General features: G+C 54.4%; 24 protein-coding genes. 16 read left to right on the top strand and 8 right to left on the bottom strand.

The features are described from left to right. The first annotated feature begins 1 nt into the window (after window position 1). The 12 genes from ABF287_RS14705 to ABF287_RS14650 all read left to right on the top strand — a co-directional run bounded on the left by ABF287_RS14705 (window position 2) and on the right by ABF287_RS14650 (window position 13,026). On the top strand, window positions 2-1,015 hold the full coding sequence (locus ABF287_RS14705) for an alpha-ketoacid dehydrogenase subunit beta (protein WP_347185751.1): 1,014 nt from the start codon (window positions 2-4) through the stop codon (window positions 1,013-1,015). A 3-nt stretch (window positions 1,016-1,018) separates the two neighbouring features. After that, on the top strand, window positions 1,019-2,287 hold the full coding sequence (locus ABF287_RS14700; RefSeq protein WP_347185750.1) for a dihydrolipoamide acetyltransferase family protein: 1,269 nt from the start codon (window positions 1,019-1,021) through the stop codon (window positions 2,285-2,287). A 4-nt stretch (window positions 2,288-2,291) separates the two neighbouring features. Next, on the top strand, window positions 2,292-3,674 hold the full coding sequence (gene lpdA, locus ABF287_RS14695; RefSeq protein ID WP_347185749.1) for a dihydrolipoyl dehydrogenase: 1,383 nt from the start codon (window positions 2,292-2,294) through the stop codon (window positions 3,672-3,674). A 78-nt stretch (window positions 3,675-3,752) separates the two neighbouring features. After that, window positions 3,753-4,340 carry a Glu/Leu/Phe/Val dehydrogenase dimerization domain-containing protein gene (locus tag ABF287_RS14690; protein ID WP_347185748.1) on the top strand — a complete coding sequence of 196 codons (588 nt, stop codon included), beginning with the start codon at window positions 3,753-3,755 and terminating at the stop codon, window positions 4,338-4,340. Then, complete coding sequence (locus tag ABF287_RS14685; protein ID WP_347185747.1) at window positions 4,238-4,786, top strand: Glu/Leu/Phe/Val dehydrogenase family protein; 549 nt, start codon at window positions 4,238-4,240, stop codon at window positions 4,784-4,786. The genes ABF287_RS14690 and ABF287_RS14685 overlap by 103 nt, the downstream gene beginning before the upstream one ends. Window positions 4,787-5,344: 558 nt before the next feature. Then, window positions 5,345-6,376: a LacI family DNA-binding transcriptional regulator gene (locus ABF287_RS14680; RefSeq protein WP_347185746.1), complete on the top strand. Its 1,032-nt coding sequence runs from the start codon at window positions 5,345-5,347 to the stop codon at window positions 6,374-6,376. A 116-nt stretch (window positions 6,377-6,492) separates the two neighbouring features. Beyond that, window positions 6,493-7,788, top strand: a complete 1,296-nt coding sequence (locus ABF287_RS14675) for a sugar ABC transporter substrate-binding protein (RefSeq protein WP_347185745.1) — start codon at window positions 6,493-6,495, stop codon at window positions 7,786-7,788. Between the two features lie 168 nt (window positions 7,789-7,956). After that, window positions 7,957-8,895: a sugar ABC transporter permease gene (locus tag ABF287_RS14670; RefSeq protein ID WP_347185744.1), complete on the top strand. Its 939-nt coding sequence runs from the start codon at window positions 7,957-7,959 to the stop codon at window positions 8,893-8,895. A 12-nt stretch (window positions 8,896-8,907) separates the two neighbouring features. Beyond that, window positions 8,908-9,741 (top strand): carbohydrate ABC transporter permease, encoded by an 834-nt coding sequence (locus ABF287_RS14665; RefSeq protein WP_347185743.1) that lies wholly within the window; start codon window positions 8,908-8,910, stop codon window positions 9,739-9,741. An 8-nt stretch (window positions 9,742-9,749) separates the two neighbouring features. Then, window positions 9,750-10,754 carry an ABC transporter ATP-binding protein gene (locus ABF287_RS14660; protein ID WP_347185742.1) on the top strand — a complete coding sequence of 335 codons (1,005 nt, stop codon included), beginning with the start codon at window positions 9,750-9,752 and terminating at the stop codon, window positions 10,752-10,754. Further along, entirely contained in the window at window positions 10,751-11,524 is a 774-nt protein-coding gene (locus ABF287_RS14655) for an L-iditol 2-dehydrogenase (protein WP_347185741.1), read from the top strand. Before ABF287_RS14660 ends, ABF287_RS14655 begins: the two co-directional genes overlap by 4 nt. Continuing rightward, entirely contained in the window at window positions 11,524-13,026 is a 1,503-nt protein-coding gene (locus ABF287_RS14650; protein ID WP_347185740.1) for a mannitol dehydrogenase family protein, read from the top strand. Before ABF287_RS14655 ends, ABF287_RS14650 begins: the two co-directional genes overlap by 1 nt. Before the next feature lie 92 nt (window positions 13,027-13,118). On the opposite strand, the gene ABF287_RS14645 is transcribed toward ABF287_RS14650, so the two are convergent. After that, window positions 13,119-13,889 (bottom strand): CPBP family intramembrane glutamic endopeptidase, encoded by a 771-nt coding sequence (locus ABF287_RS14645; protein WP_347185739.1) that lies wholly within the window; start codon window positions 13,887-13,889, stop codon window positions 13,119-13,121. Further along, window positions 13,886-14,497: a TetR/AcrR family transcriptional regulator gene (locus ABF287_RS14640; protein ID WP_347185738.1), complete on the bottom strand. Its 612-nt coding sequence runs from the start codon at window positions 14,495-14,497 to the stop codon at window positions 13,886-13,888. The genes ABF287_RS14645 and ABF287_RS14640 overlap by 4 nt, the downstream gene beginning before the upstream one ends. A gap of 380 nt (window positions 14,498-14,877) precedes the next feature. Here ABF287_RS14640 and ABF287_RS14635 point away from each other — a divergent pair, with 380 nt between their 5' ends. Next, a complete protein-coding gene (locus ABF287_RS14635) occupies window positions 14,878-16,194 on the top strand; it encodes a cytochrome c peroxidase (protein ID WP_347185737.1) in 1,317 nt (438 codons plus the stop codon). Here ABF287_RS14635 and ABF287_RS14630 read toward each other — a convergent pair. Both ABF287_RS14630 and ABF287_RS14625 read right to left on the bottom strand, forming a co-directional pair. Then, window positions 16,191-17,672, bottom strand: coding sequence for a CRTAC1 family protein (locus ABF287_RS14630; RefSeq protein WP_347185736.1), 1,482 nt, complete (start codon window positions 17,670-17,672; stop codon window positions 16,191-16,193). The two genes, ABF287_RS14635 and ABF287_RS14630, sit on opposite strands and share 4 nt — an antisense overlap. Then, window positions 17,669-18,820, bottom strand: a complete 1,152-nt coding sequence (locus ABF287_RS14625) for an ROK family transcriptional regulator (protein ID WP_347185735.1) — start codon at window positions 18,818-18,820, stop codon at window positions 17,669-17,671. Before ABF287_RS14625 ends, ABF287_RS14630 begins: the two co-directional genes overlap by 4 nt. A 319-nt stretch (window positions 18,821-19,139) precedes the next feature. On the opposite strand from ABF287_RS14625, the gene ABF287_RS14620 reads away from it, so the two are divergent. From ABF287_RS14620 to ABF287_RS14610, 3 genes are all read left to right on the top strand, one after another. Further along, window positions 19,140-20,168 (top strand): substrate-binding domain-containing protein, encoded by a 1,029-nt coding sequence (locus ABF287_RS14620; protein ID WP_347185734.1) that lies wholly within the window; start codon window positions 19,140-19,142, stop codon window positions 20,166-20,168. 164 nt (window positions 20,169-20,332) lie between these two features. Continuing rightward, complete coding sequence (locus ABF287_RS14615) at window positions 20,333-21,643, top strand: sugar ABC transporter permease (RefSeq protein ID WP_347185733.1); 1,311 nt, start codon at window positions 20,333-20,335, stop codon at window positions 21,641-21,643. A gap of 10 nt (window positions 21,644-21,653) precedes the next feature. Then, window positions 21,654-22,418 carry an ATP-binding cassette domain-containing protein gene (locus ABF287_RS14610; RefSeq protein WP_347185732.1) on the top strand — a complete coding sequence of 255 codons (765 nt, stop codon included), beginning with the start codon at window positions 21,654-21,656 and terminating at the stop codon, window positions 22,416-22,418. Window positions 22,419-22,528: 110 nt separating this feature from the next. On the opposite strand, the gene ABF287_RS14605 is transcribed toward ABF287_RS14610, so the two are convergent. From ABF287_RS14605 to ABF287_RS14590, 4 genes are all read right to left on the bottom strand, one after another. Then, window positions 22,529-23,515 (bottom strand): fumarylacetoacetate hydrolase family protein, encoded by a 987-nt coding sequence (locus tag ABF287_RS14605; protein WP_347185731.1) that lies wholly within the window; start codon window positions 23,513-23,515, stop codon window positions 22,529-22,531. Window positions 23,516-23,584: 69 nt separating this feature from the next. Further along, complete coding sequence (locus ABF287_RS14600; protein WP_347185730.1) at window positions 23,585-24,160, bottom strand: OsmC family protein; 576 nt, start codon at window positions 24,158-24,160, stop codon at window positions 23,585-23,587. A 9-nt stretch (window positions 24,161-24,169) separates the two neighbouring features. Continuing rightward, window positions 24,170-25,099: a 3-keto-5-aminohexanoate cleavage protein gene (locus tag ABF287_RS14595; RefSeq protein ID WP_347185729.1), complete on the bottom strand. Its 930-nt coding sequence runs from the start codon at window positions 25,097-25,099 to the stop codon at window positions 24,170-24,172. After that, window positions 25,096-25,726: cyclase family protein (locus tag ABF287_RS14590; protein ID WP_347185728.1), on the bottom strand; the 631-nt coding region annotated here is incomplete at its 5' end. The genes ABF287_RS14595 and ABF287_RS14590, both read right to left, overlap by 4 nt.

Here is a 25,726-nt window from a genome sequence, read left to right as displayed (position 1 = left end):
GATGACACAAATGACCATGATCGAGGCGCTGCGCAGCGCAATGGACGAAGCGCTGAGCCGTGACGAAAAAGTTGTTATTTTCGGCGAAGACATAGGGTTCTTCGGAGGGGTATTTCGATGCACCGCTGGCCTACAGGCCAAATTCGGTGAAGAGCGGGTCTTCGATACGCCAATCAATGAATCGGCAATCGTTGGGTTGGGCATCGGGATGGCAGCACAGGGCATGCGACCATGCGTTGAAATGCAGTTCGCTGACTATGTGTTTCCCGCCTATGACCAAATCACGCAAGAAGCTGCGCGTTTGCGCCATCGGTCCAATCAGCAGTTTAGCTGCCCGATGGTGATCCGCATGCCGACAGGCGGGGGTATCTACGGCGGCCAGACACATTCGCAAAGCCCCGAAGCCTTGTTCACCCATGTGGCCGGTCTCAAGGTGGTGATGCCCTCCAACCCACGCGACGCAAAGGGCCTGCTTCTGGCTTCTATCGAAGACCCCGATCCGGTGATTTTCCTTGAACCAAAGCGGCTTTATAACGGCCCGTTTGATGGCCTCCATGACAAGGCCGTAACCGCATGGAAAGACCACGAATTGGGTGATGTGGACGACGGGTATTATGTGACGCCCCTTAGCAAGGCTTCCGTTTTCCGCGAGGGCGAAGCCGTTACAATTCTAGCTTATGGCACGATGGTTTTTGTCGCGGAAGCTGCGGCAAAAGAAACCGGCATTGACGCCGAGATCATAGATTTGCGCACGCTTTGGCCCTTGGATTTGGACACGATCGTCGCTTCCGTGGAAAAAACGGGGCGCTGCGTTGTCGTGCACGAGGCAACGCAAACATCCGGCTTTGGCGCAGAACTGAGCGCCTTAGTACAAGAGCATTGTTTCTACCATCTCGAAGCGCCCGTGACCCGTGTCGCTGGCTGGGACACGCCCTATCCTCATGCGCAGGAATGGGATTACTTTCCCGGTCCTGATCGGGTGGGCACCGCTTTGAAATCCGTGATGGAGGCTTAAGCCATGGGAATCTATGAAATCAATCTTCCCGATATCGGTGAAGGCATTGCAGAGGCCGAAATTGACGAATGGATGGTCAAGGTCGGTGACATCGTCGCTGAAGATGACGTCCTTTGCTCGGTCATGACCGACAAAGCTGTGGTCGAAGTGCCTACCTCGGCGGCGGGGACTGTCACTTGGATCGCATGCGAGGCTGGCGAAAAACTGGCTATCGGTGCTGTGTTGGTCAAGTTGGACGTTCTCGGCGACGGAGATCCTTCCGAGCCGGATACTGAAAATTCAGTCAAAGCGCAGACCCCAACGGTCGACGTTAAGGATAAGCCAGTACCTACGCCAGCACCTGCGCCTGTGCCTCAAGCGACCAAGCTTGCGGCTCGGGCAGCCAAACGTCCTTTAAATTCGGGTGAAAAACCGCTGGCACCGCCTTCGGTACGCAAACGCGCATTGGACGCAGGGATTGACTTGCGCATGGTTCAAGGAACAGGTCCGGCAGAACGCATCACACATGAAGATCTCAATAACTTTATCGCGGCCGGTCCGGTGACACGCGCAACGGGTGTCGGTCCAAAAGTTGGCGGAACAGACATCAAGATCAAAGGAATGCGCCGAATAATTGCCGAAAAGATGGCACTGTCCAAGGCGCGCATTCCTCATATCTCGATTGTCGAAGGGATCGATGTTACCGATCTGGAAGTTCTGCGTGGAAAACTGAATGCGGCTCATGCTGAGACAAGAGGCAAGCTCACAATGTTGCCGTTTGTCATGGCCGCAGTCGTCAAAGCTGTGGCTGAACAGTCGGAAATAAATGCGACCTATGATGATGAGGCAGGCATCGTGCACCAAAGCAATGCGGTCAATATCGGCATTGCGGCGCAGACGGATTCGGGCCTGACAGTACCTGTCGTGATGCATGCCGAAGCCGGCAGCTTGTGGGCGAATGCCGCGGAACTTTCACGTCTATCATCGGCTGCTCGAAATGGCACAGTCTCGCGCGACGAGCTGTCAGGGTCGACGATTACGATATCCTCTCTGGGTCCACTTGGCGCGATTGCAACGACACCAATCATCAACCACCCCGAAGTTGCGATTGTGGGCGTCAATAAGATGGCCATGCGCCCCATGTGGGACGGAAGTGCATTTCAGCCACGCAAAATGATGAACATCTCTTGTTCCTTCGATCATCGCGTCATCGACGGAATGGATGCGGCTGTGTTTGTCCAGAAATTGAAATCTTTGCTGGAAACACCGGCACTCTTGTTCATCCCGGAGTAAGAAAATGACCGAACTTACGTGCAAACTTCTTATCATCGGCGGTGGTCCGGGCGGCTATGTCTGTGGCATCCGTGCAGGGCAATTGGGCGTCGATACGATTGTCATTGAACAAGAAAAGCTAGGCGGCACCTGCCTAAACGTGGGCTGCATTCCCTCTAAGGCCATGATCCACGCAGCAGATCATTTCCATAAGATGTGTACCGCATCGGACGGCCCCTTGGGGATCACAGCGCAAAATCCAGCAATCGACCTTGCTCAGACCATTGCATGGAAAGACGGGATCGTGACACGCCTGAACAGCGGCGTCGCAGGTCTTCTTAAAAAGGCCAAAGTCAAGCTTATCCAAGGGACCGCTACCGTTATAGATGGCAAGACCGTCAGAGTAACTGGTGCAGATGGAGAAACGACAATTTCGGCTGAAAACCTCGTTATTGCAACGGGATCTAGCCCCGTTGAGCTGCCGTTTCTACCGTTTGGGGACAAGATCATCAGCTCAACAGAGGCACTGTCAATGCGCGACATCCCCAAAAAGCTGGTCGTTGTCGGCGGCGGCTACATCGGGCTTGAGATTGGGACAGCATTCCGCAAATTGGGCAGCGAAGTCACAGTGGTCGAGGCCGCCGACCGCGTATTGCCGCAGTACGATGCAGCACTTACCGCGCCACTTGTCGCATCGCTTAAGACGCTTGGCGTCAAGGTTTTGACGAGCGTCAATGCAAAGACGTCGGGCAAAGACGGATTGATTATTGAAGAGAATGGCAAAGAGCGCGCGCTGTCTGCCGACAAGATCCTAGTGACAGTCGGACGCCGTCCACGCAGCGACAGCGCTTCAATCCAAAGCCTCGCACTTACGATGGACGGACCATTCATCAAGATCGACGAGCGCTGCCAATCTTCCATGCGCGGTGTTTATGCCATTGGTGATGTGACGGGTGAACCAATGCTTGCACACCGTGCAATGGCGCAGGGGGAAATGGTGGCTGAAATCGTCGCAGGCCATAAACGCGTTTGGGACAAAGCTTGCATTCCCGCTGTGTGTTTCACCGACCCTGAAATTGTTACATGCGGATTGTCTGCGTCCGAAGCCAAGGCAAAGGGCATCGATAGTGTAACAAGTTCTTTCCCTTTCGCGGCCAACGGGCGGGCTATGACGATGGAAGCCGAGACGGGGTTTGTGCGTGTTATCGCCCGCAAAGACAACAGTTTGATCCTTGGCTTTCAGGCGACTGGTGCTGGTGTCGCCGAACTTTCCGCAAGCTTCGCAACAGCAATTGAAATGGGGGCGCGGCTCGATGACGTCGGCGCGATCATCCATGCGCACCCCACCCAAAGTGAAGCGATCCAAGAAGCATCTTTGGCGGGACTGGGTCACGCACTGCACATCTAAGGCATCCCATTTTGGGACGTCGCACTGACAAATACCGACGCAATGACAACAAGTCATCAAATCACAGATAGGAAGACAATGAAGATCACCCAAATAGATCCTTTGGACGGCTTCGAAGCACTTCATTATTGCGAAGATCATGCAAGCGGGTTGAAGGCACTCATTTCAATCCATTCAACCAAGCATGGCCCAGCAGCAGGTGGTTGTCGGCTCTGGGATTACCCGTCACTGGAAGCCGCGACGACCGATGTTCAACGCCTCTCCAAGGGCATGACCTATAAGAACCGCTCTGCAGATCTTCCATTGGGCGGTGGCAAGTCTGTGATCATCGGCTCTCAGAAAACGCCTGAACTGATGCGCGCCTTTGGCCGTTTTGTGGATAGTCTAAACGGATCATATTACACCGCCGAGGATGTAGGCGTTTCGCCTTCGGACATGGAGTTCGTCGCCGAGACGACGCCTTATGTTGCAGGCTTGGATAGCGGTGAGTTTGCAAGTGGGGATCCGTCACCGGTCACAGCCAAAGGTGTTTTATCTGTCTGCGCCGTGCGGTTGAGCATCATATGGGCAAGTCCGACCTCACGGATGTCACCGTTGCGATACAGGGCTTGGGTCATGTTGGCTGGTATCTTGCTGAACGACTTCACGACGCTAAGGCAAAACTGATTGTGACGGATATCAACACGGATGTTGTTAACAAAGCTGTCACTCAATTTGGTGCTACGGCGGTTGCGCCTGAAGATATTTACGCTGTTCAAGCCGATGTTTTTGCACCATGTGCACTTGGCGCAATCCTCAATCAAAACACGATCCAACAGTTGAAGGTGAAAGTTGTAGCTGGCGCTGCAAACAACCAACTTGCTGATCGGCAAAGTGGCGATGCGTTGCATCAAAAGGGCATTTTTTACGCGCCAGACTATGTTGTGAACGCAGGCGGCATCATCAACGCAGCAATGGAAATGTTGAAGACCGATGATCCGTCATTTGCAAACGACCGACTTGCCAAACTTCCCAATACGCTTGATCAGATAATTGCCTTGGCCGAAAGTCAGGATATTGGAATGCATGTGGCCGCTGACCGGTATGTGGAAGCTCAACTTAATGGGAACTAATATAATCACGACAAATCAGCGGTTAGGAAATTGCCCGTGAAACTCTCATACTTCACGGGCAAAGCTAAATGTTGCGCTTGAAACCAAGAACAGTTCAAACCGAGTCATTCCCGAGCTTCCGTCGAAACTTGCCATTCGCACAAGCCCGCCCGAGGTCAGCTTTGTCCGCATTGTTGACCTCGATACAAACCGCAGAGAGCGACCGCAATGCGCCCATTGGAGCAATACTAAATGATACATTTTTGGACCGGTAGGCTTCGGCGGTTGTGTCCTCCCGCAACCAGATTTCTTTCGTAACTCACCACAGACTGAACATTGCAAGAAACCTTGCCGTGCTCCCGCATGTGAACATGCGTGCGGGTCCTTTAGATAGGGCGTGGATTGGGTTTTCGGAATGTCTGAAAAGAAAGCGTGAATTGCCGCCAAAGTAGCGCTTATTGAAGGGCGACGAACGGAATTAAAATTTCATCATTTGAATCTTCTTGTTAACGCGCGTAAATTTTGTGGGCAGGGTTGAAATCTTGAACTCGAGTCGTGCGATGAAGTCAGGGAGTGAACATGGCAGAAGCTAAAATCAAAAATATGGAGGATTTTGCGTCGGTGAGTGGCATCTCTCGCCCGACGCTGTCCAAGTATTTCAACGACCCTAATAGCGTGCGTGCGACCACCAGAGCGCGTATCGAGAAGGCTTTGAAGCAGCACGATTATCGGCCTAACATTTATGCGATCAATCAGAACCGCCGGCAGACAAAGACGATTGGTCTTGTCGTACCAAACATGACCGATCCGTTCTTCGCAGGGATCGCACGCACAATTGAAAGTCTTATTCTTGAGGCTGGGTTTAACCCTTTGCTGCTCAGCTCACATGGCGGGCCTGAACAGGAACTGGCCAATCTAGAAAGCCTGCGCGCGCTCAAACCTGCGGGGGTTTTGTTGGCGCCATTGGGGCGTGTGTCTGACACTGCGGGTGTCGCCACCTTTGCTGATGAAATTCCAACGGTGCTGTTTGACGCCAATCTTGATGGGGTCGGTGAGGCGTTTTTCGGCTCAGACAACGAGCAAAGCATCGGACTGATTGTGGACTACCTTTGTCGCAGCGGCGAGGTGCCGGTGTTCTTTGAAATGAAAACACCGATCAACCCCAATGCTTATAAACGCAGGTCGGCCTATATCGCGGCGATGGAGCGTTTGGGGCACGACCCAAAACTGGTGCAGGTCGATGGCGAAGGTTGGGCGTTCGAAGAAATCGGGTTTCGCGGTGGATCCGCGGCGCTGACAACGCGCCAGTTCGCGACCAATACGGTGCTGTGTTCCAATGACCGTCTGGCGATTGGACTGCTGTCTGCTGCCTATGAAAACGGTTTGCGGGTGGGGCAAAACGAAAGCTGTGCCTTGCGGATAGCAGGGCACGATGACCATCCGTTCTCTAAATTCACATGCCCGAGTCTCACAACGATTTCCCAAGATTATGATTCGATTTCCGCACGCAGTGTGCAGACGATTCTGGACATAATTGAGCAGGGTGAGCGGTCCAAAGCCCGTGAATCGTCCCTTTTTAATGGCAGTCTTGTCTTGAGAGGTTCGGCCTAATATATTGAATTTAAAAACATAAATAAATAAAAATTTACGCGCGTAAAATAATAATTGACGCCGCGAAGTATTATCATCTAACCTTTACCCATCGTTCAAATCTGGGAGGACTACGGATGCCGATAAAGAAAACACTCTACGGCGCGACAGCGCTGACGCTCATGGCCGCAGGCGGCGCTTTTGCAGACGGACATGCAAAAGAACTGACAATCGCGATTGTTAACAACGGCCACATGATCAACATGCAATCCGTTGCTGAAGCTTACACCGCAGAAACAGGCGTGGGCCTGAACTGGGTATCACTGGAAGAAGGCGTTCTGCGTGAGCAAGTCACGTCTGACACTGCCACCGGTGGCGGCCAGTACGACATCATCAACATCGGCATGCAAGAAGCACCAATCTGGGGCGCTGCAGGCTGGATCGAACCATTGAATTTCAGCGCTGATTACGACGTTGACGACATGCTGCCAGCAATGCGCAACGGTCTGTCACATGAAGGCACGCTATACGCGGCGCCATTCTACGGCGAATCTTCGATGGTCATGTACCGTAAAGATCTTACAGACGCTGCTGGCGTAACTGTTCGTGACAACGACAGCTGGGCCAACATCAAAGGTGCAGCAATGGCAATGCACGACCCAGACAACGGCGTTTACGGCGCATGTCTTCGTGGTAAGCCAGGCTGGGGTGACAACATGGCGTTCGTCACAACTGTTGTGAACTCTTTCGGTGGTGCTTGGTTTGATGCGGACATGCGTCCTGCGTTGAATTCTGCAGCATGGAGCGAAGCAATCAACTTCTACGTTGATCTGTTGGGTAACTACGGCCCTCCAGGTTCAGAAGGTAACTCCTTCAACGAAATCCTTGCTCTTTATAATGAAGGCAAGTGTGGCATGTGGATTGACGCGACTATCGCTGCTTCCTTCTTGACACAAGACGGTGTTGCATACGCTCAGTCTCCAAACGCTGGCAATCCAGTGGGTGCGAACTGGTTGTGGGCTTGGGCGATGGCTGTTCCAACAGGGTCACCTAACTCAGAAGCTGCACATGACTTCATCGAATGGGCAACTTCAAAAGAGTACATCCAAGCAGTCGGCAACCATCCAGACTTTGGTTGGGGCAAGGTTCCAACAGGTACACGCGCCTCCACATATGCGATCCCTGAGTTCCAAGCCGCTGCTGGCTTTGCAGCCGCTGAAATGGCAGCGATTGAATCTGCGGCTCCAGAAGCAACAGACATCAAGCCTTACGTTGGTGTTCAATTCGCCGCGATCCCTGAGTTCCCAGAGGTCGGTTCTGCGGTTGCCCAAGAAATCGCAGCGGCCCTGTCCGGCGCGAAGTCTGTAGATGAAGCTTTGGAAGCATCTCAAGCGGCAGCGACTGCGATCATGCAAGAAGCGGGCTACTTCTAAGAGGTCTCCTCTCGTCAGGCCTGCCAACTGCGGTAGGCCTGACTCCCAATTATTTTCTCGGTGAAGCGACATTGCTTATATAAGCCTGTCCTAAACCCGACCCGCTCCACAATTTGAACCAGCTAGTAGCGTCGCGGACCAAGTGCGATGCTGAGAGAGAATTGAGCCATGGCCAATCGCACCATTCCCCGCCTGCTTCAGACACCAGCCATCGTGCTGCTGCTCATCTGGATGCTTGTTCCCCTAAGCATGACACTGTTCTTCTCGTTCATTCGCTACGTGTTGAACAGCCTGCGCCGTCCTGAATGGACATCCCCGTCGATCGACAACTGGCGGGGCTTCGGAAACTACCAATACGTTTGGAACCAAGACTCATTTTGGCTGGCCATTCAGAATTCTTTGCTGATTGTTTGCTCGATCTTGTTTTTGACAGTGATCCTCGGTGTGGCAATTGCCATCTTGATCAACCGGTCCTTTCCGGGTCGAGGCATCGTGCGTGTGTTGCTGATTTCACCCTTCTTTGTGATGCCGGCCGTGAATGCGGTGCTGTGGATCAACATGCTGCTTGATCCCGTGCTGGGCCTGCAAGGGGCAGCAGTGGCGGGCGCGAATGACATCGTGATCCTCTTGCGCGATGCACCACTGGTGGGCGGGTTCTTTTCACTTTGGCCTCAGATCGAGCCGATTTCATTCCGCGCCACGCAAACCTCGGCCTATGCGGTGATCATGATGGTCACATGGCAGTGGACCCCTTTCGCGGTGTTGATTTTGATGACCTCGCTGCAATCTGAGGATCAGCAGCAAAAGGAAGCCGCCATTCTGGACGGCGCCAGCCGCTGGTCTCAGTTTCGGTTTTTGACACTGCCACATATGGCGCGGCCCATTGCGATTGTTGTGATGATCCAAGCGATTTTCCACCTGTCGCTCTATGCCGAGATCGAGATTGTCAGCCGCGGCAACGGCAACAAAAACCTGCCGTATTACATCGGTGAGTTGGTCAACAACAACATCGGAGCCGCCTCTGCGACGGGTATCTTTGCCGTCATCCTTGCAAACATTGTTGCCATCTTCCTGCTGCGGATGCTTGGCAAAACCTTGATGGAATAAGGACCAAAACCAATGGCCATTGTTGCCCAACATACCAAACTATCCAAAGTTGCCTGGCCTGCGTTAGCCTGGATCGTAGGATTGATATTCTTCTTCCCGATCTTCTACATGGTGCTGACCAGCTTCAAAACAGATGCGGATGCGGTCAAACCGGAATTCTTGTTCAGCTTCACGCCGACCTTGGAAAACTACACCAACATGACCGAAAACTATGACTATTGGCGCTTTGCGTCCAATTCGGTCATCACTTCGGTCGCCGCAACCCTGTTCACGCTGTTCGTAGCGGTGCCTTGCGCCTATGCGATGGCGTTCAACCCGACGCGCGGCACCAAGGACATTTTGATGTGGATGTTGTCCACCAAGATGTTGCCCGCTGCAGCTGTGTTGTATCCGATGATCTTTATGGCCAAGTCGCTTGGCATCTATGACACGAAGTTTCTGATCGTCATGGTGCTATGCCTGATCAACCTGCCAATCGCGATTTGGATGCTGTTCACCTACTTCAAAGACATCCCGAAAGACATCATTGAAGCGGGTCAAATGGACGGGCTGAACACATGGGGTGAGGTCAAAGAAATCTTGATCCCACTGGCATGGGGCGGCATCGCTTCGACCGCATTGTTGGTGTTCATCTTTTGCTGGAACGAGGCCTATTGGACCGTGCGCTTGACGACCACGGAAGCGGCCACTTTGTCAAAACTTATCGAAGGCAACCGCGCACCAGAGGGCCTGTTTTTCGGCCGCCTGTCTGCTGTATCAACCGCCGCCGTTGGCCCCATCGTGGTGCTGGGCTGGTTCTGCCAAAAGCAACTTGTCCAAGGTCTGACCTTTGGCGCTGTGAAATAGGAATTCTCATGGGACGTATCGTACTTGATAAAGTTAGTAAAAAGTTTGGCGACGTGGAGGTTATTCCACCGCTGGACTTGACCATCGAAGATGGTGAATTCACGGTATTTGTCGGCCCTTCGGGTTGCGGCAAGTCCACGCTGCTGCGCTTGATTGCGGGGCTCGAAGATAACACATCGGGCGACATCGTCATTGACGGTGAAACCGTGACGCAAGTGCCTCCGGCAAAACGCGGTCTGGCGATGGTGTTTCAGTCTTATGCGCTTTATCCGCATATGACCGTGCGCAAAAATATCGGCTTTCCGCTGCGGATGGAAAAGATGGATCAGGCCGTAATCGACGCGAAAGTCGATGCTGCGGCCACGTCCTTGAACCTGACGGATTATCTGGATCGCAAGCCCGGTCAATTGTCCGGCGGTCAGCGCCAGCGCGTTGCGATTGGCCGTGCGATTGTGCGCGAACCTTCTGCGTTCTTGTTTGACGAACCTTTGTCGAACCTTGATGCGGCGTTGCGGGTCGGCATGCGCATGGAAATCCTCGAGCTGCACAACAAGCTGAAAACCACCATGATCTATGTGACCCACGATCAGGTCGAAGCCCTGACCATGGCCGACAAGATCGTTGTGTTGCAGGCAGGGGTGATCGAACAAGTCGGCTCGCCGCTTGATCTGTACCGCGCGCCACGCAACTTGTTTGTGGCTGGATTTATCGGCTCGCCCAAGATGAACCTGATTGCTGGGGCGGAGGCCGCCAAATACGGCGCCACCACCATTGGCATCCGTCCTGAACATATTGATGTCGTGGCGTCCGAAGGGACTTGGCAGGGCACCGTCAGCGTGTCCGAACATTTGGGCTCCGACACCTTCTTGCATGTGGATGTTGAAGGGTTTTCTGAGCCCCTGACCGTGCGTTCGATTGGCGATATCGCTGTGAAACATGGCGACAAGGTCTCCCTGTCCCCACGGGAAAACGAGCTGCACAAGTTCGGCGCAGACGGGTTGCGCATGGCATGACACGCTTGCTTGGGAAAACCGCTCTGATCACGGGAAGCGCACGCGGGATTGGCCGCGCCTTTGCAGAAGCCTATCTGCAAAACGGCGCCCGTGTGGCGCTTGCCGATATTGATTATGAGCGCTGCCAAGAAACGGCCGAGGCGTTGGGCGATCAGGCGATCGCGCTGCATTTAGACGTCTCCGACCCTGCCAGTGTGCTTTTGGCTGTTGATCGGACGATTGCAGCTTTCGGGCAGATCGATGTCTTGGTGAACAACGCGGCAGTCTTCTCGGCAGCGCCGATTGTTGAAATCACACCCGAAGAGTACGACCGCGTTTTTGACATCAACGTCAAAGGCCCGCTGTTTACCCTTCAGGCAGTGGCAAGCCATATGATCTCTGCTGGAATTAAGGGAAAGATCATCAATATGGCCTCCCAAGCTGGGCGCAGAGGTGAGCCTCTGGTGGCGGTCTATTGCGCCTCGAAAGCGGCGGTGATCAGCCTGACGCAAAGTGCAGGGCTGGATTTGATCACTCACGGGATCAACGTCAATGCCATCGCGCCAGGTGTTGTGGACGGCGAACATTGGGACGAAGTCGATGCGCTTTTTGCCAAATATGAAGGTAAACCACGCGGCCAGAAAAAGGCAGAAGTTGGCGCTTCCGTTCCTTTTGGCCGCATGGCGACGGCTCAAGATCTCACCGGAATGGCTGTGTTTTTGGCGTCGTCCGAGGCCGATTACATCGTCGCGCAGACCTATAACGTCGACGGCGGGAATTGGATGAGTTGATGAAAGACGACACGCAGGAAGAGACCCCGATGAAACTAAGCAACGCCAATTTGGCCGCATTGCCCGAAGCAATTTTGCGCCCTCAATATGATCGCAAATCCTTGCGCGCTGGAATCGTCCATATCGGTGTTGGCAATTTTCACCGTGGTCATCAGGCGTGGTATCTGCACCGTTTGATGCAACAAGGATTGGCTCATGACTGGGCTATAGTCGGCGCGGGCGTGCGTGTCACAGATGCAGCCATGCGCGATAAACTGCGCGCGCAGGATTGCTTGACGACTTTGATCGAATTGGCACCTGACAGCTCCTCAGCCGAAGTGATTGGCTCAATGATCGACTTCTTGCCAATCGAAGAAGACAACGCCGCACTGATTGTGCAAATGGCGCAACCCAGCATTCGCATCGTGTCTCTGACCGTGACCGAGGGCGGCTATTTTATTGATCCCGCCACAAAGGGGTTTGATGCCACCCATCCTGATATTGTGCATGATGCCGCCAACCCGACCACGCCGCGCACCGCGTTTGGCGCGATGGTCGCCGCGCTTCTTTTGCGCAAGCAAGCGGGGACTGGCGCCTTTACTGCGATGTGCTGTGACAACCTGCTGGGCAATGGCGATGTGTTGCGCCAGACGGTTGTGTCCTTGGCTCGGATGTCAGACCCCGCGCTTGCCGATTGGATTGACGCTAACTGCAGTTTCCCCAACTCCATGGTTGATTGCATCGTGCCAGCCACAGGCGACACCGAGCGCGCTTTGGCCTTGGGAATCGGACTTGATGATGCCGCCCCCGTCACCCACGAGAATTTCCGCCAATGGGTTATTGAGGACACGTTCTGCGCAGGACGCCCCGATTGGGATAAGGTCGGCGCGCAGTTCACAGACAATGTGCACGCCTTTGAAGCGATGAAAATCCGTATTTTAAACGGCGGCCATCAGGTGATTTCCGTCCCTGCACAAGTGCTTGGGGTTGAGATGATTTCAGACTGCATGGAGCATGAATTGATCGGCGCGCTGTTCACGAAAGTCGCGCGGGACGAGATAGCACCGCATGTGCATGCCGTGCCTGATATGACGCCCGAGGCTTATGTCGACTTGATCCAAAGTCGGTTTTCCAATCCCAAGATTGTCGACACCACCCGGCGGGTTGCCTTTGATGGCTCGTCGCGCCATCCGGGGTTTGTTCTTCCGTCTGTCCGCGATGGCCTCGCGGCTGGCACCTCCATTGAAGGGCTCGCTTTGGTTGAGGCCGCTTGGGCCAGAATGTGCGCAGGGACGCGGGATGATGGCAGCCAAATCGACGCCAACGATCCTTTCTGGGCGACCCTAAACGCCACGGCACTGCGCGCAAAAGATGATCCTCTTGCATGGCTTTCGATGTCAAATATCTATGGCGACCTGATCGACAGCGATCGTTTTGTAACGGCCTTCCAAAACGCGCTTTCGGCGATTTGGGCCGATGGCATCGCAAACGCGATCCAGACCTATTTGGCGGGTCATAAGTGAACCCATCATTTGTCTTTGGGCCGTTCGACTTTGACGGCACCGAGTTACCATTGAACTATAGTGCCGCTAAGGTTCAGATCGCGCTTATGAGCTCAGAAACTGGGCAGCTGCCAGCCAGCTTGCCCTGTTCGAACATAGACCGTTCCGATTGATACAATTGCGAGCGCCAAATAAAGCCAAAGACTTGTACCAAACCATCCATTTGGATCCCGAAATCCCCAAAATATGGCCAAATTTGAAGCAAGTTTCACGGTCAAATGGATCAAAATTGCGGGAAGGATGGACCCGCCGGATAAGGTATACGCGGCAACTATTATGACGGCGTAGCACATCACATGTCCCGCAAAAAGTGGGATGGCAATCTGCGCGTGCGGGGAGTCAATGGCCCAAAGCGGAAGATGCCAGACAAACCAGATTGCGCCTATAAGGAGCGAAGCCGCCAGCCACCCAATGCGGCTGTTAAGATGTTCTTGCAAGTATCCGCGCCAGCCTAGCTCTTCACCAAGCGGACCCAGAATCAGGTTAAACAAGACCATAGATGCAAGAAGTCCCATGCCGAGCGGGGAGCCCGTGTCTGGCGCGAACGGGCCCAGCAAAATCAGGAAGATCAACGGTGCCGCAACCAGTGCCCACACAACAAGCGGGACCGTAGAGACTTTCACGACCCGACCAAGCAGATCCACCAACTGCCCGTCGCGCAAACATAGAATGATTGCCGCAAGAGACGGTCCCCACACCATCAAAAGCCAAATCGGCAGGCCGATGCCACTTTCAGGTGAACGCGCGGCTGGAATGGCAAGAATGCAGACAAAACCTGCCAGAGAGATCGCAAATGTGAGCGCGATGAACGGCAATGGGATCACTGAGAAACTCCCTTCTGTTTCAACTTTGCGATGATTGGCGCGAGTTCACTGGTGTTTTTGAGCAATGGGGTAAACGCCTCCAGAGACGTAATCGCAAAGCTCGCCGCTTCGGCACTCGACCACTGCCCCAAGATTTCACGTCGATTTATATGTGTATTGATTGTCAAAAACAGCTCAGCAACGTGCGAGGGATTCACGCCCTCGCGCACGTAGCCGACCAAGCTTTCGCTGAGGCGCTCCGTCAGGAGCGACGCAAATGCGCTTTCCAACGCGGAAAGGTAGTCACGTCTGTCAGCAAGCGTGTTCAAGGCCATAATGATGCCTTTGTCTGCACCAAGATGACTAGACCCCGCCCGAAGTAAGGCGGGGATTGGCGCAACGTTTGGAGCCTTTAAAACGTTGGCGAGTGAGCTGACTTCTTCCTCGACAAGTGCGTCTAGAACGGCGCGCTTGTTTGAAAAGTGGTGATAGAGCCCCCCGCGTGAGATTCCGCACGCCAAACGGATGTCCTCCATCTCAGCACCTGCCAGCCCTTTTTCCACGAAGACTTCACGTGCTTCCTGCAGAATTTCTTTTCGTCGGTCAGATTTTGATAAACGTGTTCGCATGAATCTCTTTTACCGACATATGTCGGTAAAAGTCAAACTTCAAAAACTGAAAAGCGTCCAAGGTCAAACCTGCCATGATAAACATCGGCCAATTTCGCGCCATGATTACGTCTTGAAGTCATGTTCCTTGTGCTCACTCAAACCGAAGCAAACGACGGCTCGCCGCCCCAAGTCTCGCTTGATTTCTAAGGCGCAGCGAAGTTTTGGACGTGCCGGTGGCTGGTTGGTGGCGTAAGGGTGGTGTTGTAGCTGCTGTTTGCGACAAGAAATGATTGTCGAAAAGAGAAGTCCGCTGAAGTGTTGCGGGTCTTATCGGGGCAGCAACTGATTGACCCTAGTGCGAGCATCCGTCAACCTATCGGCAAGTTAGGGAGCATTCCATGTATCGTTTCATTGTCCTTGTATTTGCTATGGCACCATTCGGAGCTATGGCCGCTGAATTGCCTGCGCCAGTGGTTGATGCTGACTACCGGCGCGTCGATTTGGAAGAGGCAAAACTGGGCCAATTGCTGTTTTATGATCCGATCTTGTCAGGCAATCAGACCGTCGCCTGTGCGACCTGTCACCACCCGCGCCACGGGACCTCTGATGGATTGTCGCTTGGTCTTGGAGATGGAGGCGAAGGCTTAGGGCCGATGCGCAGAGCCAATCCGGATAACATGCCAGAGCAACGTATCCCGCGCAATTCTCCCGCGTTGTTTAACCTTGGCGCGCATGAATTTACGGTGCTGTTCCATGACGGGCGCATTGCTATTGATCCGACGCGTCCAAGCGGCTTCAGAACTCCGTTGGATGACGATATGGCCGTTGGGTTCGCGTCGCTATTGTCGGCGCAAACCATGTTTCCAGTTCTCAGTCCTGATGAAATGGCGGGGCACTACGGTGAGAACGACGTGTCAAAGGCTGTGAGGCAGGGATTGATCACCGGACAGGGCGGCGCGTGGGATATTATTGCGCGTCGTGTCGCAGCGATTGATGCGTACGCGGATCAGTTCGCGGCGGTGTATCCGCATATTGAACAAGCCGATCAGATACAGTTCACCGATATTTCAAATGCGATTGCTGTTTTTATGGAGTTAGAATGGCGGTCGGACACGGCGCCGTTTGACGCGTATTTGCGTGATGAGACGGATCTTTCCGAGGCAGCGGCTTTGGGGGCTGAGCTCTTTTACGGCGAAGCGAGGTGTGCGACGTGCCACAGCGGGCCATTCCAAACCGATCACGGTTTCCACGCCATGGGCGCCCCACAAATTGGCCCAGGCAAAGCGGCCCGTTTTGAAAGCCATGCCCGCGACGAAGGGCGGTTTCGGGTGACGGGCAATCCTGTGGATGCCTATAAATTCCGAACGCCGTCGTTGCGCAACGTGGCTTTGACCGCGCCTTATGGACATGCGGGCGCCCATGCCACGCTTGAGGCGTTTCTTGAAAGTCACCTTGATCCGGTCGTTGGGCTACAGACTTACGACCAAACCCAAGCGGTGCTGCCCAATCTTGAAGGCGATGATTTTCGGGTGCTCGGCGATGAGGCCGAAATGGCGTCAATCGCTCAGGCCGTTTCCACGCCTTCTATCGCGTTGGAACAGTCTGAGGTTAAGGCGCTGTTGGCGTTTCTCGACAGTTTGACGGATACGGCCGCAATGGCGGGACGACTGGGGGTGCCAGACGCTGTTCCCAGCGGCCTTGCGGTGCCGCGCTAGTCTTTATGTATTGTCATGGTCTGATTGGCTGTGGCGCTCGCAGTTTGAGTTGTCCCGTCCGGCCAAGTGACGGTGATGGCAGCGTCTTTTGCCTGCCCCAAACCGAAATGGAGCGGCACGAGACTGCCCCCAGCATGTCCGCCGCCAATGCGTCGGTGCTGCGTCTGCCCGTTCACTGTGACCGCAGCCCCAATGGCGTCGCGATTGCTGGTGCCTTGGGACAAATTCACGCTGATCCAATTGTCTGCAGAGCTGGTGTTTTGGTAAATCCGCATGGGCGCGCGGCGGTTCACAACAACCAAATCCAACCGCCCGTCATCATCAAAATCCGCAAACGCAGCGCCGCGGGATCGCGCCATGTCCGCCACGCCCGCCGTCACTGAAACTTCGTCAAATGAACCCGTCAGGTTCTGCATCAACAGATTGTTTGGGTCTTGCATCGCGTTGCTTGGCATTTGATCGACATTGCCCTTTGCGATGAACAAATCGGGCAAGCCGTCATTGTTAACATCGCCAAACTCCGCGTGCCAGCCTGTGGATGGACGCCCGTCGTCGCCCAAGTGCGGGCGATGTGCATAAGTGCCAATGTCGAAGGGTGCAGCGGAATAGCTTCCGTCTGCATTGGCAATTTGCATGAGTTGGTCGCCCATGGAAGTCAACATCACCTCGTCGCGTCCATCCCCTGTCAAATCCGTGCTCGCGATCCCCATGCCCCAAAGCATCAGTTTGGGCCAGCCATCGGCGTCTCCCAAAAAGCGCCGCTCATCAATGTCCCACAGTTGTTCCTGCCCGTTCCGAACATAATAATGGCGGTCGTTTGAGATGCGCAGCGTGTTGCGGCCGCGCGCGTCTGGCCCTGCCAACATCGACAAAGCACAATGGCCTGGTGCAAGGGTTTCTGCGACGTAGCCGGACTGGCTTGGGCGCAGGATTGTATTGCTGTCACAAGCTTCAAAGGGGCCGTTTTCATCCTTGCGGTCGACGTAATGCCCCAGCGCGATCACGGGGCGCGCGTCTTCTTCCCACCATGCCGTCAGGGCTGTGGTCCATTGATCCGTTTGCGCGATGCCCCATTGCGTCGTGGCATCGGTGAACGTGCAATCGGGGCCGCCTTTGAGTGCGACATCAGGGCCAACGCGCATGACATAAAGGTCGGTCCTGCCGTCGTTGTCGATGTCCATTGGATAGGCCCCTGTTGTGCCAATCAAAGGCATCAAGGGGGCAGGGGCGAAGTCAAAACCGCCTTGGTTTTCCAGCAAGATGGCAGGGTTTTCACCACCCGCTGCGAAAATATCTGGCTTTTGATCTTTGTTGCAATCAAACACCGCAACACCGCCACCCACAAAGTGTTCCCATCCACCGTCGTAGCTGTGCATCGGCAATTTGTCGGTGCGGTCGGCAAAGGTGATGTCCGCACTTGCAGAAGTCGCACTCAGACAAAGAGCGCTGATCAATACGATCGTGATGTTCGTTTTCATTGGCGGCTTTCTCGCGTGACATAATCGGTGGCTGCGGTCAGTGCGAGGGCGCTTGCGCCGCGCGCCCAAACAGATCCATCCCAAGCATGTGCCACAATCTCGCAGGCGTTCTTGTTCAATGTTAGTTTGTTCACCTCAGTGCGCAGATGAACGTCTTTCGGGATGCTATAACGCATGCGTTCTCCTGACAATATGATGAGATCTGGATCAAACAGCTGGACGATATTCGCAAGCCCCAGCACGAGATATTTATTGGCGTTGTCAAAGATGGCTTGAGCAGAGGGATCGCCAGATTTGGATGCCGTCGCAAGCTGTTCCATGGCGGTTTTCTCAACGCCAAGTTTGGCTATATCAAGAACCGCAGCGGCTTCTTTGATCAGTGCATAATCCGCGAGATAGGCTTCAAGGCAACCACGCTGTCCGCAGCGGCATAACGCGCCACCGATTTGTACTTTTGTATGTCCTAGCTCGAGGCCCATGCCGCGCGCGCCGCGAAAGAGGCGATTGTTCAACACCAGCCCCATACCCACGCCATGTTCCACAGTCATGACTGCGAAGTTGGATTTACCACGTCCGTCGCCGAACCAAAGCTCGGCTAAGGTGACAATATTGGCATCATTGTCGATGAAAACAGGCGTGTCGGTTTGCTCTGAAACGATATTCGCAAGTTTGACGTCGGTCTCGGTTAACAAGGGCGACCAAGACACGGTACCCGTCGTGTGATCGATCAGTCCCGCAAAGCCGATACCGATGGCTGAGATCTGCGTTTTGGTCATGCCAGAAACATTGAGCAAATCGGCGATCAATAAGCTGATTTCATCGACCAGTTCCTCCACGGACCGTTTAGGTGCATGGGCGTCAAGAGCTGTCTCTGCCAATACGGTTCCGATAGAATCAGTGAGAATCGCAGAGTGCCGTTCGTTGGCAAGATGGATGCCAATGACATGAAAACTGTCAGGAACGATGGCAAGTGCGACGGGCGGACGACCACGCACCGTGGTTTCGCGTTTCGGGTCCTCGATTTCACGAATAAGGCCTGCTGCGATCAATTCGGCCGCAATGCCCGTGACGGCACCGGCGCTAATTGAGAGAGCGCGGGCCGTATCACTTCGAGAGGCGCTCCCGTGTCCGCGTACGTATTCAAACACTTGTTTTCGCGTGGACTTTTTCGCAAAATCACTCTCGGGCAGGGCTGGGCCGCATCCAGATGTGGACCGACTTAAGCTGTCTGAATGTAATATTGCACGCGACATACTTCACCGAGTAAAGTTAATAGGAGCTCAATGCGCCATGCATTGCTCGATGGGCCCATTTTCATACAGTAAAACACAATTGCATGACTGTTTGCAATAATACTTACTTCATTGAGTGAATTTATTTTGACATTGCAACCGGTTTCAACTTGTATTGGAGTCCTAAAGATTGGCGGCGTTAGGGAGTGCTGCCAAAATCGTCTGGGAGGACAATATGAAAAAACTTATGACGGCGGCAATGGTCGCAACAGTTGGATTCAGCTCTGCGGCTTTCGCCGAAGGCAAGCTGATCGGCGTTTCTTGGGCCAGCTTCCAAGAAGAGCGTTGGAAAACTGACGAAGCAGCAATGGTTGCGGCAATTGAAGCAGCAGGCAACACATATGTGTCCGCCGATGCGCAGTCTTCATCTGCCAAGCAGTTGACAGACATCGAAGCTTTGATGACCCAAGGCGTTGACGCGCTGATCATCAACGCATGGGACAAAGACGCCATCGGGCCTGCAATCGACGCAGCGGCCAACGAAGGCATCCCAATGATCGGCTACGACCGTCTCATCGAAGACGAGCGCACCTTCTACCTGACATTCGACAACATTGGCGTTGGCCGCATCATCGCGAAATCCGTGATGGACGTGCAGCCTGATGGCAACTATGCGATCATCAAAGGTGATCCAGGCGATCCCAACGCAGGTTTCTTGCTGCAAGGTATGATGGAAGTCATCGGTGGTGCAGTGGGCGCGGGCACAATCAACATTGCTGGCGAAAACTTCTCTGACAGCTGGAAGCCTGAGAATGCTCAGAAAAACATGGAGCAAATCCTGACAGCAAACGACAACAACATTGACGCTGTTCTGTCCCAGAACGACGGCATGGCCGGTGGCGTTGTGGCTGCTTTGTCCGCACAGGGTCTTGTGATCCCTGTTGGTGGTCAAGACGGTGACTTGGCTGCGATCAACCGCGTTGCACGTGGTACGCAGACTGTGTCCGTTTGGAAGAACTCCGTTGATCTTGGTACTGCAGCTGGCGAAATCGCATCTGCATTGGCATCTGGCACAATGATGGCTGACATCGATGGTGCAAGCATGTTCACTGGCGGCGAAAAGGGCACACCTGTTCCGTCAATCTTGCTGGACCCAACTCCGCTGACGAAAGACAACCTGAGCGTTGCTATCGATGCGGGTCACATCTCCAAAGAGCAAGCCTGTGAAGGCGCTATGGACGGTGTTGACGGTTGCGGCATGTAAGCCGAACACAGGTGTCGCGGTCTTTGGGGATCGCGACACCACCCCACCCCAACCCATTTTCCAACATGACGCGGCAAAGCCGCACGCGACTTAAGCCCCCGTGTTTAGGTCAACCAAGCACAGAGGCCTTCTGCCTTCGCTTGAGCTAGGGATGACGATACAAAATGACAGATTTACCCGAAACCAAGTCCGCGAGCCCGAATTTATTTCGCAAATTCGTAAACGGAACCGAGATTGACACACGGCTCTTGGGCATGTTCGGCGCGCTGGCCCTGATCTGGCTGGGCTTCCATTTTTATGGCGTGATTTTCAAGGGATTTGGCGCGATGCTGACCCCGCGCAACCTGTGGAACCTGTCTGTGCAGACATCGTCGATCGGGATCATGGCAACGGGGATGGTGCTGGTCATTGTGACGCGCAACATCGATTTGTCAGTTGGTGCACTTGTGGGTGTCACCGGCATGACCATGGGGATCTTGCAGGTTGATATTTTCCCGCAATTCCTTGGGCTTGGGCATCCTTTGATGTGGGTGATTACGGCGATTTGCGGCATTCTGCTTGGCACAACGATCGGCATGTTTCACGGCTGGTTGATCGCCTATCGCGGCATCCCAGCGTTTATCGTCACCCTTGGCGGCTTGCTGGTCTGGCGCGGAACGGCGTTTTTGGCCAACAACGGCAAAACGATTTCCCCGCTTGATGACACATTCAAGCTGCTGGGCGGCGGACCTTACGGCACAATCGGCGCCACTGGCAGCTGGATCGTTGGCGTCATAGCCTGCATCGTGATCATCTATTTGTTGGTCAACGGACGCCGCAAACGGATCACTCATGGTTTTCCAACCCGCCCGATGTGGGGTGAGTTGACTGTCGCCGGCTTGTCCTGTGCGATGGTCGTCGGCTCTGTTTTGCTGGTCAATTCCTACCCTTGGCCCAAAGGCATTGTGAAGCAGTATGCTGCGGCCAATAACATCGAGATTCCGCCTGAGGGCATTTTCATTAGCCATGGTTTTGCGATCCCTGTTTTGATTTTGGTCACTGTCGGCATCTTGATGACGATTTTGGTGAACCGCACCCGTTTTGGTCGCAACGTGTTTGCGATCGGGGGCAACCCTGAAGCCGCAGAGCTGGCGGGTATCAACGTTAAATGGATGACGCTTAAGATCTTTGCACTGATGGGGGCACTTGCTGGTCTTGCGGGTGTGGTGGCTTCCGCGCGTCTGAACTCCGCGACCAACGCGCTTGGGCTTTTGGACGAACTTTACGTCATTGCCGCGGCGGTGATCGGTGGCACGTCACTGGCAGGTGGTGTTGGCACGATCTATGGCGCGATCTTGGGGGCTTTGGTGATGCAGTCATTGCAATCGGGCATGGTCTTGATCGGCTTCGACACATCTATCCAACAAATCGTGGTGGGATCGGTTTTGGTCTTCGCTGTGTACCTCGACAATCTTTACCGCAAAAACGCGAAATAGGGGCTGAACAATGTCTAAAGAACGTACAGGAACCCCGCTTGTTGAAATGCGCGATATCTCTATTGCCTTTGGTGGTATTCATGCTGTCGATGGCGTTTCGCTTGATCTTTACCCCGGTGAAGTTGTGGGCCTTTTGGGGCACAACGGGGCTGGGAAATCGACCCTGATCAAGTGTCTTTCAGGGGCGTATCAGGCCGATAGCGGTGAATTTTTTGTCGACGGCAAACCTGCCACGATCACCAGCCCGCGCGACAGCCGCGATTTGAACATCGAGACAATCTACCAAACGCTTGCTTTGGCTGATAACCTTGATGCGGCCAGCAACCTATTTTTGGGACGCGAGATCACAACGCCACTTGGCTTCCTTGATGAAGGCCAAATGGAAGCGGAAACGCGCAAAATCATGGCGCGGCTTAACCCGAACTTTAAGAAGTTCAAAGAGCCTGTCTCGGCACTGTCTGGTGGGCAACGCCAGTCCGTGGCGATTGCGCGTGCTGTGTACTTCAACGCACGCATTTTGATCATGGATGAACCAACGGCGGCCTTGGGTGTGCACGAAACCGAAATGGTTGCGTCGCTCATCAAAGAGCTGAAAAGCCAAGGGTTGGGGATTTTCCTGATCAGCCATGACACCCGTGAAATGATGGAGCTCTGTGACCGTGTTGCTGTGATGAAGAACGGCCAGTTGATCGGTAACGAACGGGTTGAAGACGTGACAGAAGATGACATTCTTTCGATGATCATCATGGGGAAAAACCCAAAGGCAAAAGACTAATTTCATTGGTCTAGATTTGAGTGATCAGGGCCTAAGCCGTCCTGATCACTTATCAAAAGAGGCGTCGAGACGGGATAGGTTTAAAGCATCCTTTCAAGCGACACGTTCCATTAAATCTTCGACTCCAGCACGGTGACATTTTGCGCGATATCGCCAAAGACATTGGCGCCATCCGCAAGCGCGGTGCGCATCAACACGTGATCCCCGTCTTGCATAAAGCTGGTCTTGGCCTCGCCCTGTTGGATCGTTTCAATGGCGCGTTTTTCGGCGATGCAACTTGACCCGACGCTTTCGTAATCGGCGTTGGACACGGTTCCAGACCCAAGGATCGTCCCCGCAGGCAGATCGCGAGAATAGGCGGCGTGTTCGATCAATTCGTCAAAGCCGAATTTCATCTCGCTGCCGTTGGCATGCCCAAAATCAGCGCCGTTCAGCTGCACTTGCAGTGGCAGACACACGCGGTGATCGCGCCATGCGTGCCCAAGTTCGTCTGGCGTGACAGCAAAGGGCGCCATGGCGCAAGACGGTTTACACTGCAGCCAGCCAAAGCCCGTGGCCATCTCGATGGGACCAAGGGCGCGCAGGCTCCAATCGTTGATCATGCCCACAAGACGGATGTATTTGCCTGCGTCTTTGGCCTTGGTGCCCAAGGGCACAGCATCCAAGATCACGCCAAATTCGCCCTCAATATCAATTCCATCTGCTGCTGACGGAAAGCGCGCGGGCGCGGTGGGGGGCAAGAACCTGTCGGACAGTCCTTGATACATCAATGGGCGCTCATTCAGTCCCACAACCGGTTGGCCCCATGCTTGTTGCAGCAAAAGAGCGTGGGTTTCAAAGGCCGAGCCATCCAACCACTGCCACGCGCGGGGCAGCGGCGAGAGGGCGGTGTCTATGGCCACGGGCTGTGCCTCGGCCGCGGTGCCAGCGTTCAACGCTTCGCTTTGGCCTTGCCACGTCGGGCTGTTTTGCTCCCAAGTCTCTAATGCCATTTGCAGGGTCGTGACAGCCTGCGCAGGAACCGCGTTCGTGCCGTCTTGTGAGACAATGTGCAGTCGACCATCAGGGGTGCCATCGGCAAGAGTTACAAATTTCATGAGCTGTGTTCCCGAGACCGAGGGCTGTGAAAACCGAGAGCTGTTAGGGCTGGGCGGGTTTATCGTGGCCTAAACGGTGATGCCTTCGCTGGCGCCATTGACGAAAACTTTGGTTGTGGTGGGCACGGCGTTGGCCACTGTGGCGATGGCCATACAGGCATCGCGGCACACGGCGACAAGTGCTTGGATTTTCTCGTCAGGCTCATCGCTGGCGATCAAGACATGGCAGCTATAGGCATCGCATGCGCCGAAACCCTGTCCACCGTTTTCAGGATCAAGTGGCATGGTGGCGTATTCCGCGCGAATTTCGACTTTGATCTTGTCGATCTGCATCGGTGCTTTGTGCAGATAGCCTTTGATATGGGTCAGCAGACAAAAGGCCGCGCCCATGATCAAATAGCCCAAAGGCGAGGGCGCGGCATCATCACCGCCCATGCCTGTGCCTTCGTCGCACAAAATGTCCCAACTGCTATAATCTGCACGGGGGCTGAGGATCACACCGCGTTTGCTTTGACCCGGTCCGGGTTCGGCCACCACGTGGTAGGCAAAGCGAATGGGTTCGCCTGGTTTGATTTTGGCGCGGGGATAGGGCGGCATGGAGGTCAGCTCAGGCGTTGTTTCGGCGCGGGTCACGATCTGGGACATGGGCGTTCCTTAGATGTTGGTTTTGTCGCTGCCTTTGAGCCCAAGCATGGCGCGGGCCTCATCCGGCGTGGCGATTTGGTTGCCTTGCATTTCAAGTATCTCGCGGATTTTCGACACTTGCTCGGCATTGGATTTGGCCAATTGTCCGCGCGCGATGTTCAAAGAGTCCTCTAGTCCCACACGCACATGCCCGCCCATCTGGGCAGCCACAGCAGCCAGTCGCATTTGTTGCGCGCCAGCGGCCAAAACGGACCATTGATATGCATCGCCCAACAGCTTGTCCGCCGTCTTTTTCATGAACAAAAGATTGTCGATATCAGCGCCAATGCCGCCCAAAGTGCCCAAGACAAATTGGATGAAAACAGGCGCTTGGAAGTAGCCCTGATCTAGACAGAATTTCAAATTGTACAGATGGCCGACATCGTAGCATTCGTGTTCGAATTTGATCCGGTGATCCGCGCCGCTGAACATTTCGGAAATTTGCCGAATATCGGTAAAGGTGTTGCGAAACACATTCGCTTCGCTGCCGCGCAAAAATGGCTCTTCCCAATCGTGTTTCCAGTTTGAATAGCGCTCTGCCAAGGGGTGCAGCGCAAAGTTGATCGACCCCATGTTGAGTGAACACATTTCCGGCGAATAGTGACTGACGGCTTTGACGCGTTCTTCCAAGGCCATGCTTGGAGAGCCTCCTGTGGTGATGTTCAAAACGGCATCCGTCGAAGCTTTGACGCGTGGCAAGTAGGCATCGAAATGTTCGATCTCGCCTGAGGGCTTTCCCGTTTCAGGGACGCGGGCGTGCAGATGCAAAATCGCAGCGCCGGCCTTGGCCGCGTCGATGGATTGCGTGCCGATTTCTTCAGGTGTGACGGGCAGCGCATCCGACATGGTCGGCGTCGCGATCCCGCCCGTGATGGCGCAAGTGATGATGGTTTTGTTCATATTTGGTCCTTTATAACAGCCACAGGGCGGCACCATCCGGCGCTGGCGCCTTTGACTTTGACGGGAAAGCACATCACGTCGAACCCCGTCGCGGGCAGGGTGTCCAGAGCGGCCATTTTTTCCATGTGGCAATAACCGTGGACCATGCCTGCGCGGTGACCTTCCCAAATCAAAGATGCATCTCCCGTCTCTGATACGCGCTTGGCAGTGTAGGTAAAGGGCGCATCCCAGCTCCAAGCGTCGGTGCCGGTCACCCGCACACCGCGGCTGGTGAGATAGATCGTGGCATCGCGCCCCATTCCACAGTCCGTGCCGACATATTGCGGCGTGCCATAAGCATCGGCGGCGGCGGTGTTGACCAAAACGATATCGCCTGCGCTCAGTTCATGACCAACGCGGGCCAATTCCGCTTCGACATCCTTGGCCGTGACCACATAGCCATTTTCAAAGTGCCGAAAATCAAGTTTCACACCCGGTCCCATACACCATTCCAGCGGCACTTCATCGATGGTGATGGCGCGCGCGCCGCCATCCATGGTCGAGTGAAAGTGATAGGGCGCGTCTAGATGCGTGCCGTTGTGTGTCGACATATGTACATCTTCGACGGCCCTGCCTTCGCCGCCCGGT

Origin of the sequence: Pacificibacter sp. (assembly GCF_039769035.1) — a bacterium.
Taxonomy (GTDB): domain Bacteria; phylum Pseudomonadota; class Alphaproteobacteria; order Rhodobacterales; family Rhodobacteraceae; genus Celeribacter.
The sequence above is the reverse complement of the archived record's forward strand: the minus strand, read 5'-3'. Positions and strand labels throughout refer to the sequence as shown.

Bases quoted from the DNA above. Each gene is read 5' to 3' on its own strand.
- ABF287_RS14675 (WP_347185745.1), top strand. From the start codon at position 6,493: ATGCCGATAAAGAAAACACTCTACGGCGCGACAGCGCTGACGCTCATG.
- ABF287_RS14665 (WP_347185743.1), top strand. From the start codon at position 8,908: ATGGCCATTGTTGCCCAACATACCAAACTATCCAAAGTTGCCTGGCCT.
- ABF287_RS14655 (WP_347185741.1), top strand. From the start codon at position 10,751: ATGACACGCTTGCTTGGGAAAACCGCTCTGATCACGGGAAGCGCACGC.
- ABF287_RS14630 (WP_347185736.1), bottom strand. From the start codon at position 17,672: ATGAAAACGAACATCACGATCGTATTGATCAGCGCTCTTTGTCTGAGT.
- ABF287_RS14690 (WP_347185748.1), top strand. From the start codon at position 3,753: ATGAAGATCACCCAAATAGATCCTTTGGACGGCTTCGAAGCACTTCAT.
- ABF287_RS14680 (WP_347185746.1), top strand. From the start codon at position 5,345: ATGGCAGAAGCTAAAATCAAAAATATGGAGGATTTTGCGTCGGTGAGT.
- ABF287_RS14605 (WP_347185731.1), bottom strand. From the start codon at position 23,515: ATGAAATTTGTAACTCTTGCCGATGGCACCCCTGATGGTCGACTGCAC.
- ABF287_RS14610 (WP_347185732.1), top strand. From the start codon at position 21,654: ATGTCTAAAGAACGTACAGGAACCCCGCTTGTTGAAATGCGCGATATC.
- ABF287_RS14700 (WP_347185750.1), top strand. From the start codon at position 1,019: ATGGGAATCTATGAAATCAATCTTCCCGATATCGGTGAAGGCATTGCA.
- ABF287_RS14670 (WP_347185744.1), top strand. From the start codon at position 7,957: ATGGCCAATCGCACCATTCCCCGCCTGCTTCAGACACCAGCCATCGTG.
- ABF287_RS14660 (WP_347185742.1), top strand. From the start codon at position 9,750: ATGGGACGTATCGTACTTGATAAAGTTAGTAAAAAGTTTGGCGACGTG.
- ABF287_RS14620 (WP_347185734.1), top strand. From the start codon at position 19,140: ATGAAAAAACTTATGACGGCGGCAATGGTCGCAACAGTTGGATTCAGC.
- ABF287_RS14685 (WP_347185747.1), top strand. From the start codon at position 4,238: ATGGGCAAGTCCGACCTCACGGATGTCACCGTTGCGATACAGGGCTTG.
- lpdA (WP_347185749.1), top strand. From the start codon at position 2,292: ATGACCGAACTTACGTGCAAACTTCTTATCATCGGCGGTGGTCCGGGC.
- ABF287_RS14635 (WP_347185737.1), top strand. From the start codon at position 14,878: ATGTATCGTTTCATTGTCCTTGTATTTGCTATGGCACCATTCGGAGCT.
- ABF287_RS14600 (WP_347185730.1), bottom strand. From the start codon at position 24,160: ATGTCCCAGATCGTGACCCGCGCCGAAACAACGCCTGAGCTGACCTCC.
- ABF287_RS14650 (WP_347185740.1), top strand. From the start codon at position 11,524: ATGAAAGACGACACGCAGGAAGAGACCCCGATGAAACTAAGCAACGCC.
- ABF287_RS14615 (WP_347185733.1), top strand. From the start codon at position 20,333: ATGACAGATTTACCCGAAACCAAGTCCGCGAGCCCGAATTTATTTCGC.
- ABF287_RS14640 (WP_347185738.1), bottom strand. From the start codon at position 14,497: ATGCGAACACGTTTATCAAAATCTGACCGACGAAAAGAAATTCTGCAG.
- ABF287_RS14595 (WP_347185729.1), bottom strand. From the start codon at position 25,099: ATGAACAAAACCATCATCACTTGCGCCATCACGGGCGGGATCGCGACG.
- ABF287_RS14705 (WP_347185751.1), top strand. From the start codon at position 2: ATGACACAAATGACCATGATCGAGGCGCTGCGCAGCGCAATGGACGAA.